Source organism: Leptolyngbya sp. FACHB-1624, assembly GCF_047649235.1.
Classification (GTDB): domain Bacteria; phylum Cyanobacteriota; class Cyanobacteriia; order Leptolyngbyales; family Leptolyngbyaceae; genus Leptolyngbya; species Leptolyngbya boryana.
Genome location: NZ_CP180258.1, coordinates 4,397,703 through 4,414,311 on the forward strand (window position 1 = coordinate 4,397,703; position 16,609 = coordinate 4,414,311).

The 16,609-nt window shown below is 47.0% G+C and carries 18 protein-coding genes; 5 read left to right on the top strand and 13 right to left on the bottom strand.

Features of this window, described 5'->3' with window-relative positions:
* Window positions 1-64 precede the first annotated feature (64 nt).
* From ACMUEV_RS20805 to ACMUEV_RS20825, 5 genes are all read right to left on the bottom strand, one after another.
* On the bottom strand, window positions 65-409 hold the full coding sequence (locus ACMUEV_RS20805; protein ID WP_017287281.1) for a hypothetical protein: 345 nt from the start codon (window positions 407-409) through the stop codon (window positions 65-67).
* Between the two features lie 323 nt (window positions 410-732).
* On the bottom strand, window positions 733-1,137 hold the full coding sequence (locus ACMUEV_RS20810) for a hypothetical protein (RefSeq protein WP_190651591.1): 405 nt from the start codon (window positions 1,135-1,137) through the stop codon (window positions 733-735).
* Window positions 1,138-1,349: 212 nt separating this feature from the next.
* Window positions 1,350-2,342, bottom strand: a complete 993-nt coding sequence (locus tag ACMUEV_RS20815) for an ABC transporter permease subunit (protein ID WP_190651593.1) — start codon at window positions 2,340-2,342, stop codon at window positions 1,350-1,352.
* Entirely contained in the window at window positions 2,339-3,892 is a 1,554-nt protein-coding gene (locus tag ACMUEV_RS20820; RefSeq protein ID WP_190651595.1) for a sugar ABC transporter ATP-binding protein, read from the bottom strand. Before ACMUEV_RS20820 ends, ACMUEV_RS20815 begins: the two co-directional genes overlap by 4 nt.
* Window positions 3,892-4,971, bottom strand: coding sequence for an ABC transporter substrate-binding protein (locus ACMUEV_RS20825; protein WP_199329511.1), 1,080 nt, complete (start codon window positions 4,969-4,971; stop codon window positions 3,892-3,894). The genes ACMUEV_RS20820 and ACMUEV_RS20825 overlap by 1 nt, the downstream gene beginning before the upstream one ends.
* 759 nt (window positions 4,972-5,730) lie before the next feature.
* On the opposite strand from ACMUEV_RS20825, the gene ACMUEV_RS20830 reads away from it, so the two are divergent.
* A complete protein-coding gene (locus ACMUEV_RS20830; protein ID WP_036045594.1) occupies window positions 5,731-6,147 on the top strand; it encodes a DoxX family protein in 417 nt (138 codons plus the stop codon).
* 96 nt (window positions 6,148-6,243) lie between these two features.
* Here ACMUEV_RS20830 and ACMUEV_RS20835 read toward each other — a convergent pair whose 3' ends face one another.
* The 3 genes from ACMUEV_RS20835 to ACMUEV_RS20845 form a co-directional block, all read right to left on the bottom strand.
* Window positions 6,244-7,299 carry an NAD(P)-dependent alcohol dehydrogenase gene (locus ACMUEV_RS20835; RefSeq protein WP_017287288.1) on the bottom strand — a complete coding sequence of 352 codons (1,056 nt, stop codon included), beginning with the start codon at window positions 7,297-7,299 and terminating at the stop codon, window positions 6,244-6,246.
* Between the two features lie 243 nt (window positions 7,300-7,542).
* Window positions 7,543-8,025, bottom strand: a complete 483-nt coding sequence (locus ACMUEV_RS20840) for a hypothetical protein (RefSeq protein ID WP_190651597.1) — start codon at window positions 8,023-8,025, stop codon at window positions 7,543-7,545.
* A 51-nt stretch (window positions 8,026-8,076) separates the two neighbouring features.
* Window positions 8,077-8,814 (bottom strand): phycocyanobilin:ferredoxin oxidoreductase, encoded by a 738-nt coding sequence (locus tag ACMUEV_RS20845; RefSeq protein ID WP_017287290.1) that lies wholly within the window; start codon window positions 8,812-8,814, stop codon window positions 8,077-8,079.
* A 127-nt stretch (window positions 8,815-8,941) separates the two neighbouring features.
* On the opposite strand from ACMUEV_RS20845, the gene ACMUEV_RS20850 reads away from it, so the two are divergent.
* Window positions 8,942-9,760: a serine/threonine protein kinase gene (locus ACMUEV_RS20850; RefSeq protein WP_017287291.1), complete on the top strand. Its 819-nt coding sequence runs from the start codon at window positions 8,942-8,944 to the stop codon at window positions 9,758-9,760.
* A gap of 211 nt (window positions 9,761-9,971) precedes the next feature.
* Here ACMUEV_RS20850 and obgE read toward each other — a convergent pair whose 3' ends face one another.
* The gene (obgE, locus tag ACMUEV_RS20855) at window positions 9,972-11,039 is read right to left on the bottom strand and encodes a GTPase ObgE (RefSeq protein WP_017287292.1); all 1,068 of its coding nucleotides are present in this window, start codon (window positions 11,037-11,039) and stop codon (window positions 9,972-9,974) included.
* A gap of 123 nt (window positions 11,040-11,162) precedes the next feature.
* Between obgE and ACMUEV_RS20860 the strand changes: the two genes are divergently transcribed.
* Together ACMUEV_RS20860 and ACMUEV_RS20865 are read left to right on the top strand one after the other, a co-directional pair.
* Window positions 11,163-12,149: a cysteine synthase A gene (locus ACMUEV_RS20860; protein ID WP_190651599.1), complete on the top strand. Its 987-nt coding sequence runs from the start codon at window positions 11,163-11,165 to the stop codon at window positions 12,147-12,149.
* Window positions 12,143-12,424, top strand: a complete 282-nt coding sequence (locus ACMUEV_RS20865) for a (2Fe-2S) ferredoxin domain-containing protein (protein WP_190651602.1) — start codon at window positions 12,143-12,145, stop codon at window positions 12,422-12,424. The genes ACMUEV_RS20860 and ACMUEV_RS20865 overlap by 7 nt, the downstream gene beginning before the upstream one ends.
* Before the next feature lie 122 nt (window positions 12,425-12,546).
* On the opposite strand, the gene ACMUEV_RS20870 is transcribed toward ACMUEV_RS20865, so the two are convergent.
* The 4 genes from ACMUEV_RS20870 to ACMUEV_RS20885 all read right to left on the bottom strand — a co-directional run bounded on the left by ACMUEV_RS20870 (window position 12,547) and on the right by ACMUEV_RS20885 (window position 15,697).
* A complete protein-coding gene (locus ACMUEV_RS20870; protein WP_190651603.1) occupies window positions 12,547-12,792 on the bottom strand; it encodes a hypothetical protein in 246 nt (81 codons plus the stop codon).
* Complete coding sequence (locus ACMUEV_RS20875; protein WP_017287296.1) at window positions 12,774-13,796, bottom strand: ParM/StbA family protein; 1,023 nt, start codon at window positions 13,794-13,796, stop codon at window positions 12,774-12,776. The genes ACMUEV_RS20870 and ACMUEV_RS20875 overlap by 19 nt, the downstream gene beginning before the upstream one ends.
* 209 nt (window positions 13,797-14,005) lie before the next feature.
* Window positions 14,006-15,301, bottom strand: a complete 1,296-nt coding sequence (locus ACMUEV_RS20880; RefSeq protein WP_347277607.1) for a D-alanyl-D-alanine carboxypeptidase — start codon at window positions 15,299-15,301, stop codon at window positions 14,006-14,008.
* Window positions 15,302-15,463: 162 nt separating this feature from the next.
* Window positions 15,464-15,697: a Nif11-like leader peptide family natural product precursor gene (locus ACMUEV_RS20885; RefSeq protein ID WP_017287299.1), complete on the bottom strand. Its 234-nt coding sequence runs from the start codon at window positions 15,695-15,697 to the stop codon at window positions 15,464-15,466.
* A gap of 171 nt (window positions 15,698-15,868) precedes the next feature.
* Between ACMUEV_RS20885 and ACMUEV_RS20890 the strand changes: the two genes are divergently transcribed.
* The gene (locus ACMUEV_RS20890; protein WP_287454946.1) at window positions 15,869-16,501 is read left to right on the top strand and encodes an HAD-IA family hydrolase; all 633 of its coding nucleotides are present in this window, start codon (window positions 15,869-15,871) and stop codon (window positions 16,499-16,501) included.
* The last annotated feature ends 108 nt before the right edge of the window (window positions 16,502-16,609 follow it).

The window sequence follows — 16,609 nt, forward strand, 5'->3', positions numbered from 1 at the left end:
GACTTTTCTACATCACTAAGCCTTAAGACTTTAAAGAATCGGCAATCAATAGCTCTAGCGAAACTTAATTCGTGAATTCTAGATCGGGTTCGCTGCAAAAGTCGAACTCAGCAGCTTCAGAGGGGCCATCTGCATAAACTCCCCGGACTTGCCAAACGCAGTTCGAGTCATCTGTAGCAGGTGCCCACTGCATGGTTGCAGTTTCACCAGGGTCGATCGAGCTGCCCTTAAATTCTCCCCAAGTCTCGCCATCCTCGGATGCTTCCACCTTGAGCAAAGGAGTGCTGCCACTATTGGTGACTTGAAACGTCCAGCCGGATGCTTGAGCAAATGGCATATTCAGCACAAAAACAGAAACAGCGCTGACAAGACCAATCAGAGGTTTGCGATAGCTATAGTTCAGGTTCATTGGATCATATTCCTATTAGGAGATAACCCTACAGTTCCCGGTTCTTAGATTAGAACAATAAGCTTATTGAAAATTTTACAGTTACGAAATTTTACTAGGATACCGTTTTGGTTGCTGTTCAGGGATTTTTTCAGCACCCTGTAAACATACGGAAAGTCTTCAACCAGACTTCTTTGCGTATGGAATAGCTACTGCCGACTTTCACATTAGATCTCAATGAATCACGCCTGCCTTTAAGTGTCTTGGAACTTCTAGAAAGCGTTCATACGTTGTCAAATGAAAGCTTTTCGCGTGCGGATCACTAAAAATGCTTTTATAAAATGTTATGTTTCAACGCGATGCCAGCAATGCTGCTCTAAATCCAGAAAATAGGCTTCAGTGTGATCCACGAGGGTGGGTTTGTCCTGCTGGATTGCCCAAATTTTGCCACCGCTAATGTGAATTTGACCATGGCTCAACACGGCACGATGCTTATGAATCCAGCCTGGAGCTTCTCCACAAGTTTTCACTTTCTCGATCGCAAACGTGGAGCAGTTCAAGCGATAGACTGGGGTTTCGCCGATAGTGCGATCGCCCAGATATCCCAAGTTCTCGATGATGTAGATCCAACCCGCAACCCAAGTAGCAGTGTGGAAATCAGTCGGTGGAAAAACGGTTGTCGGATAGCCATAAATTTGGAAATTGCCTTGTCCATCGTAGACGACGACATCGTTGTAAAAGCGGCTCAAACACCTTTACTGCTATCTTGAGCCACCGACTGAATGTGCAGGAGCTTAAGATAGCAGTAAAGGTTCTAGAAGGTTAAGTTCAGTCTGAAACTGAGAAGGCAAATTACCTGTTGCTGATCCAAGTCAGGTTAGGCAAGACTTATTGCCCACAATTTTAGGTAGACCTTAAGTAAAAGTCTGCACACCTACGAAATTGAGAAATTAAATTCAGATTATCGTGTAGAACGACGGCGCAATCGATCGATCACGACAGCTACAATAATCACTAAACCTTTGACAACAAGCTGCCAGAAGTAAGACATATTGAGGAGCGTTAGCCCATTGTTCAGGACTGCAATAATCAATGCACCAAGCAGCGTTCCTGGGATTGTACCAATCCCACCTGTAAAGCTTGTCCCGCCTAAAATCACAGCCGCGATCGCATCTAACTCATATCCATTTCCGAGCAAACCAGTCGCACTATACAGCCGACTAGAACTCATAATGCCAGCCAACCCTGCTAACAATCCGCTGACACCATAAACAAAGAGCAAGACACGGTTCACCTTAATCCCGGTCAGTCGTGCTGCTCGCTGATTTCCCCCAACCGCATAGATTTGTACCCCTAACACTGTCCGACGCAAGACAAACCAACTTGCTAAAACAGTAAGCAGTGCAATCACAACGAGCCACGGAAAAGGGCCTAAATAACTATTACCAACCCAGGCAAAATTGAGATTACGATTCAAAACCGTAGTGCCATTGGCAACGAGATAAGCCGTCCCTCGTAGCGCAGTCAAACCGCCTAATGTCACGATAAAAGGCGGGAGATCTAGAAACGCAATCAATGCACCGTTGATTAATCCGATGGCTAATCCAGTCAACAAAGCGGCTGGAATGGCAAGCCAGCTCACCGCAGACAATGAGACTAATACACCAACCACCGCTGACACACCTAAAATCGATCCAACAGACAGATCAATTCCTCCGGTCAGAATGACAAAGGTGAGTCCTGTTGCTAAGACAATGTTGATAGATGCTTGACGAAAGATATTGACAACGTTTCCAGCGGTAGGAAAGTTCGGAGTGAGAATCGAGAAGAGAATACAGATGATGACCAAGATTGGCAAAATTCCAGCAATCTGAAGCCAGTTGCCCGTGGATTTTCGCCGATTCGCTGGGCGATCGCTGGGTTCTTTTAAAGGTCGTAGTTCGGTTTGACTCATAGTGCGGCGACCTCCGATGCGCCAGTAGCATAATGCATAATGTTTTCTTGGGTAATTTCTCGATGAGTTGATCCACCAAGCTCACCCACAATTTGTCCTTGGCGCATCACTAGAACGCGATCGCTCAGTCCAATCACTTCAGGTAGTTCACTCGATACCATCAAGACTGCAACGCCTTGTTGTGCTAAATCGCTAATAATCCGATAGATTTCGCTTTTCGCACCAATATCAACGCCGCGAGTCGGTTCATCAAGTAAGAGGACGCGCGGTTTGATCGCTAGCCAGCGCGCCAGTAAAAGCTTCTGTTGGTTGCCACCCGACAGATCCATGGCGCGAATTTCTAGATTGGCTAATCGAATGTTGAAGCTCTCCACTGCAGCATTCGCAATTCCGCCTAGAGTCTTCCAGTTAATTACGCCAGCTTTCGCATCTTGCTTCAGCATATTCAGCGTAATGTTCTGACCGGAACTCATTTCCAGAAATAAGCCTTGATCTTTGCGATCTTCTGGAACGTAGCCGATGCCTGCTGCTATCGCGTCTCCAGGCGTATGAATATCTAGCTTTTTCCCATTGAGAAATACTTCTCCACTGGTCTTCGGATCTGCCCCAAAAATCAAGCGCGATAGTTCGGTTCGTCCTGCTCCAACTAATCCGGCTAATCCGACAATCTCTCCGGCTCGCAGGACTAAATCAGTCGGTTGAACTTTATGACCGTCGCTAATTTGTCTGACTTCTAGCACCACGTTGCCTGGAGTCGTTTGTGGGTGGTGTTCGTAGAAGCCTTCCATCGATCGCCCGACCATCATTTGCACGAGTCGCTCTGGCGTAATTTCAGACCGCTCTAAACTGCCAATGTACTGACCATCTCGCAGGACACTGACTCGATTTGCCAACGCATAGACTTCTTCCATGCGGTGACTAATATAGACGATCGCAATTCCATCCTGTCTCAGTTTGTGAATCACCTCGAATAGGCGCTCTGTTTCTCGCTCAGAGAGTGCAGCCGTTGGCTCATCCATCACGAGAATGCGGCTCTTGTCTTTGAGCGCACGAGCAATTTCGACTTGCTGCTGTTCTGCGATCGACAAACTTGAGACCAGATCATCCGGTGCAAAACTTGCCCCTAGATCTTGGAGGACTTTTGTAGCTTCTCGCAACATGCCTTCTCGATCTAGCAGTTGCCCATGACTGAGTTCGCTGCCCATGAACATATTTTCAGCGACGGTCAAGTTCGGTGCAACGTTTAGCTCTTGATAGATCAGATTAATTCCAGCTCGTTTCGCAACTCCTGGATCAGTAATATGGAGCCGTTGACCATTCACCCAAATCTCGCCTTCATCGGCAATGTAAGCTCCGGCAAGAATCTTCATGAGTGTGCTTTTTCCGGCTCCGTTTTCGCCCATCAGAGCGTGAACTTCACCTGGATACAGCGTAAGATTGACGTTTTGTAGGGCTGGAACGCCATTAAAGCGTTTCGTGATGCCCCGCATCTCTAGCACTGGAGCTATGGTCGGAGCATGATCTGGCATCGTTTCTGGATTGGTTGTCATTACTGCCACCCTTTGTATTGGCTCACGTTGTCTCGCGTAATCAGCTTGACGGGAATCTGAATGTTGGGATCCGCAGGTTTTTTACCGTTTAGAATGTCATTGCCGACTTGCACCGCTTTCTGAGTCATGCCTAATGGATCTTGCGCGGCGGTTGCTACAAACAAGCTGCTTTTATCTTCGATCGCGCTTTTTGCTTCTGGTGCGCCATCGACTCCCACAATAAAGAACTCATTGCGCTTGGCTTGTCGGGACGCTAATTCTGCACCAACTCCACACGGATCATTAATAGCAAAGACTGCATCAATTTTCGGGAACGAGGTCAGTAAGTCCGTCATGACGCGCAACCCACCATCACGGCTCCCTTCAGCATTTTGGTCTTTTGAAAGTAGTTTGATGCCAGGATATTTTGCAAAAACCTTCTCGCAGCCTTCAACGCGATCGAAAACGGATTGCACAGGAGGGCCATTGATAATCACAACATTGCCTTTCCCTTTTAAGCGATCGGCAATGTACTGACAACTGAGTTGTCCCGCTTGCAAGTTGTTCGAGGTAATCGTTGCATCGACTCCTCCATCTGCTCCTGTATCCACTGCAATCACTGCAATGCCAGCTTGTTTTGCTTTCTCAACCGCAGGGGCAATACCTTTACTATCTCCCGCATTCAGAATAATCAAGTTAGTATTTGCAGCAATAAAGTTTTCGATTTGATTGAACTGTTGATTCAAGTCATATCCACTTGAGACGACAGTTGTCCGAACCGCATCGCCTCCAATTTTTCTAGCTTCTTCTTCTGCTCCTCGACCCATCAGCACAAAGAAAGGATTGCTCAAATCTCCCACTGTAACGGCGACTGATTTCAGCTTTGAATCACTCTGATTCGTCTGCTGTGTAGAAGAACAAGCTAGTAAAAGCCCCCCGACTAGACCCAATACGCCGATCGTACTTAAACTACGACGTAGCGCAACTTTCTTCACGCCTGTTTCACTCCCAAAAAGTAATTGAAGAGAATCAACTGAATCTAACTCTGCGGATTGGATGTAGCTTGCAGCGCTAGATTCAGTTGATTCTCTATGTTTCATCGTGCGCTGAAGCTGAAATATTCCACATCTATCGAATAGTTTATGCCTCAAGATAGAGCACTTAAGATGAACTGCTCAAATTATCTCCCTGTAAGGCTTTTCAGAAGTGTGCTGTTGAGGTTCGGCATGAATAGTTCATAAAATGTAACCTAACATACAAACGATTGTATCCCTTCAGTGGCAGCGTGATGGCTCAATCCGATTTGTTCAACAAGGGCGGGAATCTATTGGAAAACATTGCAGCTTGAGTGCGATCGCGAACATTCAACTGGCTCAGAATGTGAATAATAGGTTCTTCTATAGTTCACTTTGAGATATATGGTGCAGCTGCGATTTCATCATTGCTTGCTTTGCACACTAACCTCAACCTCTATCCGATTCGTTCGGTCTAACTCTATCAGTTTTACAAATTTTTTACTATGAACTACAAATTCGCTGTCGCAGCGATCGTACCTTCGATCAGCTTTACTATTTTGCTGAGCACATCTGTCTCAGCAGCAGGCACCGAGCGAGCCGCAAGCGCAAACATTTCTAACGGGTCGTCAGTCAGTCTGAGTCAAAGTCGCCTGGGTAGGGAGAATTGATAGAGAGAAGTAATCTGCACTGCTTAGTTCTGCTTTCGTTTACTGAATTCGATAGATGAAGAAAATTGAGGAATCGCCTATGCTAATGCGATCATCAATTCCGTTTGTTTTTTATCAAATTTTCATCCCTCAAAAGGCACATAACTTATCTACACGGAGGAAAGAGATTTCAACCATGCTGACTCGATACTCACCCTATATTTATGCAATCTTGCGAATCATTGTAGGATTGTCCTTTCTGCTGCATGGAACTCAGAAAATATTCGGGATTCCAAGTGGTAAAGCTCCGGTTCCGATCACATCATTAATTGGCATAGCCGGAGTACTCGAAGTTCTTTGCGGTCTACTCGTTGCCTTGGGACTCTGGGGAAGCTATGCTGCATTTCTTGCGAGTGGTGAGATGGCAGCCGCTTACTTTATCGCACATGCTTCCAAAGGATTTCTCCCGATCGTCAATGGTGGTGAGCTTGCAGTTCTCTACTGTTTCATTTTCCTCTACATGGCAGCTCATGGTTCAGGAATCTGGAGTGTGGACGCATTTCTCAATAAAACAGGCAACCAATTATCATCTCCCACTCAGTTAAGAAACTAAGAGGTTTGTGTGCTGTCAGCACAATAGCAATCCAGTCACTTGTTCAACGACTGCAATTTCAGCTGCCGTTAAACAAATGACTGGCGGGTTACTAAATTATTCAGATTTGAGTGATGCCATATCGATCGAGAAACGATACTTGACATCGGACTTGAGCAGTCGATCGTAAGCTTCATTGACTTTTTGAATCGGGATAACTTCAACATCGGCTGTGATGTTGTGTTCGCCGCAAAAGTCGAGCATCTCTTGAGTTTCGGCAATCCCACCGATGTTGGAGCCAGAAAGATTGCGCCGACCCATGATCAGGCTGAATGCTGCGACCTCCAGAGGCTTCGGAGGCGCACCAACTAGGGTAATATTGCCATCGAGCCGAAGTAGATTGAGATAGGCGTTAATGTCGTGATTGGCGGCGACCGTATCGAGAATGAAGTCGAAACTGTTCACATGCTGCTGCATCTCGTCCAAGTTGCGGGAGACGACCACTTCATCAGCACCAAGCCGGAGCGCATCTTCCTTTTTGTCAGGTGAAGTTGTGAAGACGACGACGTGCGCTCCAAGTGCATGAGCAAACTTCACGCCCATGTGTCCTAGTCCGCCAAGACCAACCACTCCTACTTTTTTGCCTTTAGTCACGCCATGGTGGCGCAGGGGCGAATAGGTGGTGATACCAGCACAAAGCAGGGGCGCAACTCCAGCAAGATCGAGATTCGAGGGGACACGCAGCACGAAGCGTTGATCGACGACGATGCTATCCGAATAGCCGCCGTAGGTGACACCATCAAGGTGCTTGTCCGGAGAGTTATACGTAAGAGTCATGTTCGGGCAGAACTGCTCTAAACCTGCTTTGCATTGGGGACAAGTGCCATCCGAATCGACCATACAGCCCACTCCTGCAAGATCGCCAGGTTTAAATTTGGTGACTGCTGAGCCGACTTGAGTGATACGACCAACGATCTCATGACCCGGAACGATCGGATAAACCGTAGGCGCGACGCTCCACTCATTGCGCACCATGTGCAGGTCAGAATGACAAACGCCACAGAAAAGAATTTCGATTTGTACGTCCTGTTCGGTTAGATCGCGACGCTCGATCGTATCGGAAGCCAGGGGCGAGGTTGCACTGGCGGCGGAGTACGCTTTCGCGTTAGACATGAATGATTCTCCTAGATTACAAAATCTTTATCGATGCGGTTTCGGTTGCCCCCAATCGTAGAGATTTAACCCTGCTCATTTGCTCTATCCGTAGAGATAAGAGTTTTTGAAACAAGGTTAAGCTGTATGCCGTTTGGGTGGTCGATCTACAAAGGTTTAGTTCAGGAGAAACTGAGTTGAGAGTGCAAGGTATTCTGTGAGACTATACGAACCTAGAACATGACCGAACCTTCTCTTAGATTCCTAATCATCGCCCTTCCACGCTTCAATGATGTCATCGACGGTCTTCCCCAAAATCCGAGACAGGGGAATCAATTGATGACTTTCAATCTCTTCTCCACCATAAATCTCGCGCAGTTCTGCTCGCGATAATCGATAAGAATCACAGAACTTGGCAAACTCATCATCTGTCAGATCCAAATCGATCTGACGTTCTTTTAGCAAGACCGCAATCAATGCACTGCCTTGGAGTGGGCGCTCTGCTTTTGCAAGATAGCGCTTTACCAACTCACCTACGCTTTCTGAAGACCCACCCGATCGCGCAACCAACTCATAACACGCTAATTGCAATGCCTTTTGAAGCACCTCCGCCTCATTGAGTGATTTGGCAATCTCAGTTGCACAATCTGGGCGACAAAATCCTACCACTTCTCCCTCAAAAGAAAGCGGTACATAAGCAGATTTGGTAGAGCATTCCCACGGTAGGGGAGGTTTTACTTTTGGCATAGTGACACCGCAACGAAAATCTCTGCTTAAGATTCCCGTTCGCTCGTGACATCACTCAGGCAAATCAAACAAAACTGTCGTAATGTAGCGATCTGCCCAAGCTTCCCCGAATGCCTTCTCCAAAACTCGCCGAGTCTTGTCATTCTTTTGCTGCTGAGAACAGTAATAGTGCTGACCTGCCAAAATTTCTGCCTTTCGCTCCGGAGTGGGCGCAGTCGCGATCGCTCTTTGACAATGAATCTTCAAATATGCCTTCACCTGATCGAGAAACGCATTCTCCTCTTCCGCACTGCCCGGACGCACCAATAAACAAAAATCCGAGAAAATATCCCCCCACTCTGGAACTGCCCGACGTTGCACAAATTTCGTTTCGGGAACTGCTTTCAACTCGGTCTGATATTCAAGGGGCAACTGGCGATCGTGACTCAATGCCGAGAGATCCGCGATCGCCAAACTCACCTGCCCGGTCTTTCCACCGACTAAATCCGCACCAAACATTGGCAGCACATACTCTGGGCGAGGAAACATGACACAGTGCAAGATATCGAGCGAAGAACCCAATTTCGCTAGCTCTAAATGCAACTTCCGAAATTGAGGAGTCTGAAAACACTTATTTTCAATCACCAATTTCTCCCCTTCCATGCGTCCCTCTACATACCCCAAATCTTCAGGGAGGTGATAAGGCGAAAGGTCTAAATGCTCATGCCAAATTTGCTCGATCGCATCCGCTAAATTTCGGATTAAGGGATGTTGCTGTTGACGCAGCGAAGGATTTGAAATTGAAGACATATTAAATCAGAGATAAAGGATAGGGGCAGAGCGATGAACTTTTGCTCAAATTCCTAGCTATATAAGGATATCAGCTTGCGGTTGGTAAATTATCAAAGCTATAACGGCTCTAGAATTCGGTGAAATTATGGCAGGGCAAATCCTGGGCGATCGTTATCAAGTTGAACGAGAATTAGGGAAACATGCAGGACGCTGGACGTTACTTGCACACGATCTCCATGCCAAAGAACGGGTTGTGGTGAAATTATTGTGTTCGGATGAAGACTTGCGTCCGGATGACCTGAAACTGTTCGATCGAGAAGTCGAAACTTTAAAGTCTCTTTCTCATCCTTGTATTCCAAAGTATTTGGGCTACTTCCAACATCGTCTGCCTGGAGGTCGAGCACTGGCGCTCGTTCAAACTTACGTAGCTGGTAAATCTTTGGCAGATTGTCTCAAACGAGGTCGCACCTTTACCGAAGCAGAAGCCAGACAGATTGCGAAGTCAGTGCTCTATATCTTGATCTATCTGCAAGGTCGTAATCCCTCGATCGTGCATCGGGATATCAAACCGAGCAACATTTTACTTGGCGATCGCCGAGTGCACCTTGTCGATTTTGGCTCGGTGAAAACGATTTTGAATCGGCAAGACGGGACTTCAGCATTCACTTTGGTGAATACACACGACTTCACACCGCCAGAGCAATATACAGGTCGATCGGTAACGGCTTCTGATCTATATAGTTTGGGTTTGACGATTATGACAGCCCTGACAGGACTTCAACCCTCACAGCTTCCGCGTAAAGGTAGTCGCTTTGATTTGGAAGCGGTGGTTGATGTCAGCCCAGTCTTTGTCGATTGGTTGCAATGGATGACGGAAACTACACTGGAACGACGGCTTCAGTCGGCAATAGTGGCATTGCAAGCGTTGGATGCAGGTCAGGTCAGGAATGCGGTCGCGTTGTAGGAGTTTACGACGTTAGTTTTGCAGAGTAGTGAGATAGGGAGTGGTGAAATAGGGAGCGGCAACTATAATTTCAGATTTTTCTCGGTTCTTCTATCTCCCCGATGCTCAACCCGTTAAGCTGAAAATTTTGGGCATTGCGGCTCCGCTCAACGCAGCTTGCATATTTCAGGTGAACACTCCAAGGTTTTCCATTCGCCTTGGAGGTTTGAAATTAACTCTCGACGAGAGATGGAGTGGATTGGAGTTGTTCCAATGCTTGCAATTCCTCTTCTTCTTGGGACTTCAATTCATCTAGCTCTTGCCAAACTCGTTGCATCAAGGAATCTAATCCCATATGCGCTGCCGCTGAGATTCGATAAACCGATGTGCCGCTGAGTTGTTCAAGTTGAGACGCGATCGCTTGAACTTCCTCACTCTCTGGATCAACGGTGTCTAATTTGTTAATCGCAAGAATTTGCAGGCGATCGCTTAATCCGCGACCATAGGCATCTAACTCACCTTGAATGGTTTGATAATCTGCGATGGGATCTTCTGCAGTCACATCGACGAGATGCAACAGCAATCGAGTCCGCTCCACATGGCGCAGAAAATCATGCCCTAATCCGATTCCCATATGTGCCCCTTCGATCAGCCCTGGAATATCGGCAAAAACAGTTCCATCCCCACTGGGTTTACGAACCACGCCTAAGTTTGGAACGAGCGTTGTGAAAGGATAATTTGCAATTTTGGGACGTGCAGCAGAGAGCGCTGAGATCAACGTCGATTTACCTGCATTGGGTAAGCCGATAATGCCAACTTCTGCTAAAAGTTTGAGTTCGAGTCGTAGCGATCGCAGTTCTCCGGGTTGTCCTGGAAACGCATTCTCTGGCGCACGGTTGCGATTACTGAGAAAACAATGATTTCCGAGTCCACCTTTTCCGCCTTCGGCAACTTTCAGCGTTTGACCATGCGTGGTTAGATCCCCGATCAGTTCGTCTGTTTCGAGGTCATAAATCATCGTGCCACACGGAACTTCGATAATGCGATCGCGTCCTGAAGCGCCAGTGCAATTACTCGTTCCGCCTTTTTGCCCGTTATCGGCTTTGAACAATCGCATATAGCGAAAGTCTAAAAGCGTTTGTAAATTCTCATCGGCTTGTAACACGATCGAGCCACCGCGTCCGCCGTTGCCGCCGTTTGGGCCTCCAGCCGGGACGTACTTCTCACGACGAAAAGACACCATTCCATCGCCGCCATCGCCTGCCTGAACTTGAATTTCTGCTTGATCAATAAACTGCATGGGTGGGTTGCGTCTGAATGTGAGTGAGGCTTGATTATATCAATTTGATTGCAACTCCTGCGCACCAAACGATTCTATAATCCGTCAAAATGGCAATAGGGAACACATCGCGCAAAAACTGGCATGGATATCAAACACGGATTCGTAGATACGATCGGCAACACTCCCTTAATTCGGCTCAATAGCTTCAGTGATGAAACAGGCTGTGAAATTCTAGGAAAAGCGGAATTCCTCAATCCAGGCGGCTCTGTGAAAGATCGCGCTGCACTCTACATTATTGAAGATGCGGAAAGACAAGGACTTCTAAAGCCTGGCGGAACGGTTGTTGAAGGAACCGCAGGCAATACAGGGATTGGACTTGCCCATATTTGCAACGCGAAAGGCTATAAGTGTTTGATCATTATTCCAGAGACGCAATCTCAGGAGAAAATCGATTTATTGCGAACCTTGGGCGCAGAAGTCCGAACGGTTCCGGCCGTGCCTTATAAAGATCCGAATAACTATGTGCGCCTGTCCGGAAGAATTGCGTCAGAAATGGAGAATGCGGTCTGGGCAAATCAGTTTGATAACCTGGCAAATCGTCGCGCTCATTATGAAACCACTGCGGCTGAGATCTGGGCACAGACAGATGGAAAAGTTGATGTCTGGACGACTGCGACCGGAACGGGTGGAACCTATGCCGGGGTCGCACTCTACCTCAAAGAAAAGAATCCTCAAATTAAATGTGTACTGGCTGATCCAATGGGAAGTGCGCTCTATAGCTATGTCAAAACGGGTGAGACGGTTTCCGAAGGCAGTTCTGTGACTGAAGGAATTGGCAACAGTCGCGTGACTGCCAATATGCAAGGTGCGCCTGCGGATGATGCAATTCAAATCGACGATCGAGAAGCCCTGAGAGTGCTGTATCAACTGCTCGAAAAAGATGGTCTATTCCTCGGTGGGTCTGTGGGGATCAATGTTGGGGCGGCAGTTGCACTCGCAAAACAAATGGGTCCCGGACATAAGATCGTGACGATTCTCTGTGATGGGGGCAGTCGATATCAATCTAAATTGTTCAATCGGGAGTGGTTAGCGACCAAAGGACTTCTACCCGATTCTGAGTCATGTTAACGGTGCGGATTTGTCAGCATCAGTCTTGCCGAAAACAGGGCGCAGCGAAGGTCATTCAAGCCTTTCAATCGCTTGCGCCTGTTGGGGTGAACATCGAGCCTTCTAGCTGTCTCGGTCAGTGTGGCAATGGCGTGATGGTGCTCGTTTTACCCGATCAGATTTGGTACGATCGCGTCCGACCGGAAGAAGTGAAAGCGATCGTCGATCGACATTTAATTCGAGGCGAACCGATCCGAGCTATGCTTTATCGCAAATTTCACCCCACGCAAATTTGATCAGGATTAATGCTCATCCGCAGGCCTGGCTAGAAGCACAGAGGAGTAGACCGATTCTTTTCGTCATTTAGGCTTGACTCTACGCTTTGGACAAATTAAGAATCGATCTACAACAATCAAACTTACAATCCCAACAAATCATCCAATTCGTCGATCGCATCACATCCAACGGCCTGACTGTCTCGATCGACGATCGGTTGGGGTGCATGAATCACCGTTGTGCCTAATCGCCCGTAGAGATAATCATCTGCATACTTGCGAAATACAGCCTCGATCGCAGCCCGAGAATTTTTCAATCCCCATTCTTCTGCAATCAATTCTGCTTTTTCAATCACATCTTTGCTCAGTCTTACTTTGTTGTCATACATAGCTGCCATCCTTCTGCGATCGGAAACAATCCACGAACATTTGCGAACTGCGGATCCGGCATCACCGCAAACAATTTTCGTCCTGCAAGCCGTTCTGCAATCAAATGAGAACTGCCACCTGTGACTAAAAATCGAGTCACGCGCGGCATATAAGGGGTGTACTGTGCCTTAATCGTTTGGAAAATTCCCTTAAACCAGGGATCTAAATACTCTTCTAACCACAATGACCAAGAGAGTCCTGTGTCGGCATAGACATGCCCGGACTTGAAGCCATCCATGACGATCGCCGGATCAACGGTTGTACCCAAGCCATCAATCAATCGGCGATCGAAGCTAATTGACGTTGCGAGTTCATAAGAACCGCCGCGATCCATCACGTTTTCATCAATTACATCGCCTTCCGCATCGACGAGCCGTGTTAACCAGGTTCCGCCACCGATGTCTACGACGATCGTATAGCCATTGTCAGGAATGAGTCCTAACTGTTGCGCATAACGATATGATCCGATTCCTTCTCGTTCTACTTCAACGTGTTCAACTGTAACTTTAAATGGAATCCCATTGCGCTTGAATTCATGGACTCCCATCAATTGAGCTTTGATCTCTGCTGCATTGCGGTTTGGATCAGGAGTAGACGCATAGACATGCAGTGGAAACTGGCTCAGTTGTTCATCGCGTTCCGGTTCTAGGCAAGCATACAGATGCAACCGCGACAAATCGACCTTGTTTTCTACAACAGTTTGTTGCTGGCGGCGATACTTATACGCTTGTGTGCCAAAATGATATCGCGTTCCATCGGGTAACTCGATCAAGGGAGAGTGATCCGAGAAACGAACGGGATCGCGTCCTTGAGGGAGTTGAAACCTCACAGAGCGAATCGCTCTTGGATGTCCTGCACCGTTCCAAAACTTGAGATCATAGTTTCCAGCATCTAGAGCGATCGTGCGATGTGAAACTCCAATGGTCTCTTTGGGAGGTCTGCTGCGTGTACCTAATCCGTTCATGGCGTTTTCCTCAACGAGATTTGGGTAATACAAATGTTTTTAGTACTTAGGTACTATAGTCAGTTTGAATCTCTGTGTCAACCTGGGGACGGAAAGTTTTTTCAGATCAAAGTTGAAACCATAGCTTGATATGCGTTCAAGCTATGGTTTCAATCAGTTCAATTTTTCAATCAAGCATCGATTTCAAAACGTTGTGTTACGCGTTCCCATCAGTTTGCTTTTTCAATCAAGGATTTCAAACTTGCGCGATCGCGATTTGCTGCCAATTGGGCGGGAACTGCTGAAACTGCTCCCCACTGATTTGCAAAAGTATTCACTAGCGACTCTTGCCCTGCCCGGAACCCTTCTAAGTTGGCGCCTCCGCCATTCATCACGACAAACCAAACCACTCCTTTCTGGCTCGTCGGCAATGCTCCTGCGAGCGCACTAACTTCATTCAAACTTCCGGATTTTGTAACTAATCCTTTGGGCAGCTTTCGCTGATCCAAAATTCCAGCATCCTCACCCACGATCGCAAAAATATCTCCCACGGTCATTTGACTGGGTTTGAGATATTGCTCGATCGCGAGAAACATCGCACATACTGCGCGCGGCGAAATCCGATTTTCTGGAGAGAGTCCTGAACCGTTGACGAGAATCACTTCTTGTTGAGGGACACCTGCTGCCTGTGCAGACTTCAAAGCAACCACTTTTGCTCCACCAACCGCAAGTGCGACCATCTCTGCCATCGCATTGTTGCTATAGCGATTCATCTTTTTCAGCAGTTCCGGCAAAGGTAGAGAACGATGCCGAATTAAGGTTTGAGCGATTGAGGGATTGGCTGCAACTTTCACATTGCCCGCGATCGCAATTTGCGGTTTTGGAGTTCCAGCGGGTAAGGTGGCATATTGTTCGGCAACTTCACCTGTCCAAGTATTCGCATTCAGAGCTTGCTTAAACAACTCACCGGATGTGTTTAATTCTGGATTGAAGTTCATAAAGAAGCGACCCGACACAATCAGATTGCCTGTGACTTTTTTGATGCCGAGTTGTGAAAGCGCATTGGCAACTGCGATCGCTTCTTCCCAGACAAAGAGAGGATTACCATTGCCCTGAAGAATCAGATCGCCATTGAGAACGCCGTCTTTGAGCGTGCCATTGGTTCCAATGACCGTTTCAAACCGATGATCAATTCCGAAAGTCTGAAGGGCTGCAAGAGAGGTGGCAACTTTCGTTAAAGAGGCAGCAGACAGAGGGATAGTTCCTTGATTCTGCGCTAATAACGTATTGCCGGATTGCATCCAGATGCCTTGAACCGTTTGCGGATAGCCTTGAGCAGAGATCTGGCTCAAATACTTTTGAACGATCGCGCTAGTGTTGAGATCGACTGGAGAAGTTGGAGAAACTGATAAAGGCGCAGTCGGAGGAGCGGGCGGAAATGTCAGCGTACGGCGGGCTTCTTCCGGTGTCGGATTTGGAGATGCAGTCGGAGAATCTGCGGTTTTCGGAGCTGTGCAACTCGTCACAAGCAGCAAACTAACGAAGCACACGAAAGAAGAGTAGCGCATGGAACATTTTGCCAAAATAGTCGGAATCAAGCTTAACGCAATCTTTCAACAATTTTGGAATGGTGTGACAGCAAAAATCGGGGATTTATCCAACCCCCGATGATTCACTCACTCTAGAGGCTATCGTGGAATTAACCGTTGCCGCCCCCCAACACCAGGATTAAAAATCGCAGCCAATTCGGATTCCGGGAATTGTTCCAATGCATTCTCTAGCTCAGTTTCTGTAAACTGATAGCCTCGATCGCTAGCAATTTTCACAAACGTCTGCGGATCGCTTGTTGCCTGCAATCGGGTTTTCAATGCCTGATCATTGCGAACCGATTTGAAGAACTCAGCAGCATGAAGTTGCGACATATGAAATTCCTCTCAGATTGAAGTGTGAAGAGACTGGAACGTAGCGCTAAGATCTCTAACTCTCAGAATAGAGGAACCTGAGAAAAGTAGGATTAAATTGATATCAAAGTTGATTACCCTGTAAATAAGTATTAATCTTGCTGTTGGCTTTATCGTTTCATACCTTCACCTGTGAAAGTTATCTTGTTCGATTTTGATGGCACGATCGTCGATAGTGTCGAAGTTGGAATTGCGATCACGAATCGATTAGCGGCTGAGTTTCGCTTTCCGCCGTTTGATGAAGAAACCTTAGAAGAACTCAAGCAACTCGGATCGCGAGAAGCCCTACGCCGATCCCGAATTCCGGTTTGGAAACTCCCATTTTTGATTCGACGTTTTACGCAAGAACTCAATCGAGAAATTTCCTCTTTACAGCTTTTCCCAGAAATGAGAGAAACGCTTTTACACTTGAAAGAGCATGGACATTTATTAGGAATTGTTTCGACAAATTCAGTTAGAAATATTCAGGAATTTCTCAGAATCCAAGAATTAACTTCGACATTCGATTTTGTTTCGGCAAGCTATGCTTTGTTTGGCAAAAGTCGCCTGATTCTTAAGATTTTGCGCCAGCATCAATTCCATCCGTCTCAGGTCTATTACGTGGGGGATGAAACCCGTGATATCGAAGCGGCAAGAAAAAGTGGAGTGTGCGCGATCGCGGCAACTTGGGGATTGAATTCTACTGAGATTTTACAAGCGAATCATCCTGATTTTTTGATTCAGTCTCCTCAAGAATTAGTTCCTTTAATCGTTGACAGATTCTAATTCTGAGGCATTCAGCTTTGTCTCCGTATCATTGCTTACTTAAATGGATTGACATTCTTTAGCTCATCTTAAAGAACGCCCCGTTTCGAGAATGCCTTCTTAAGATAG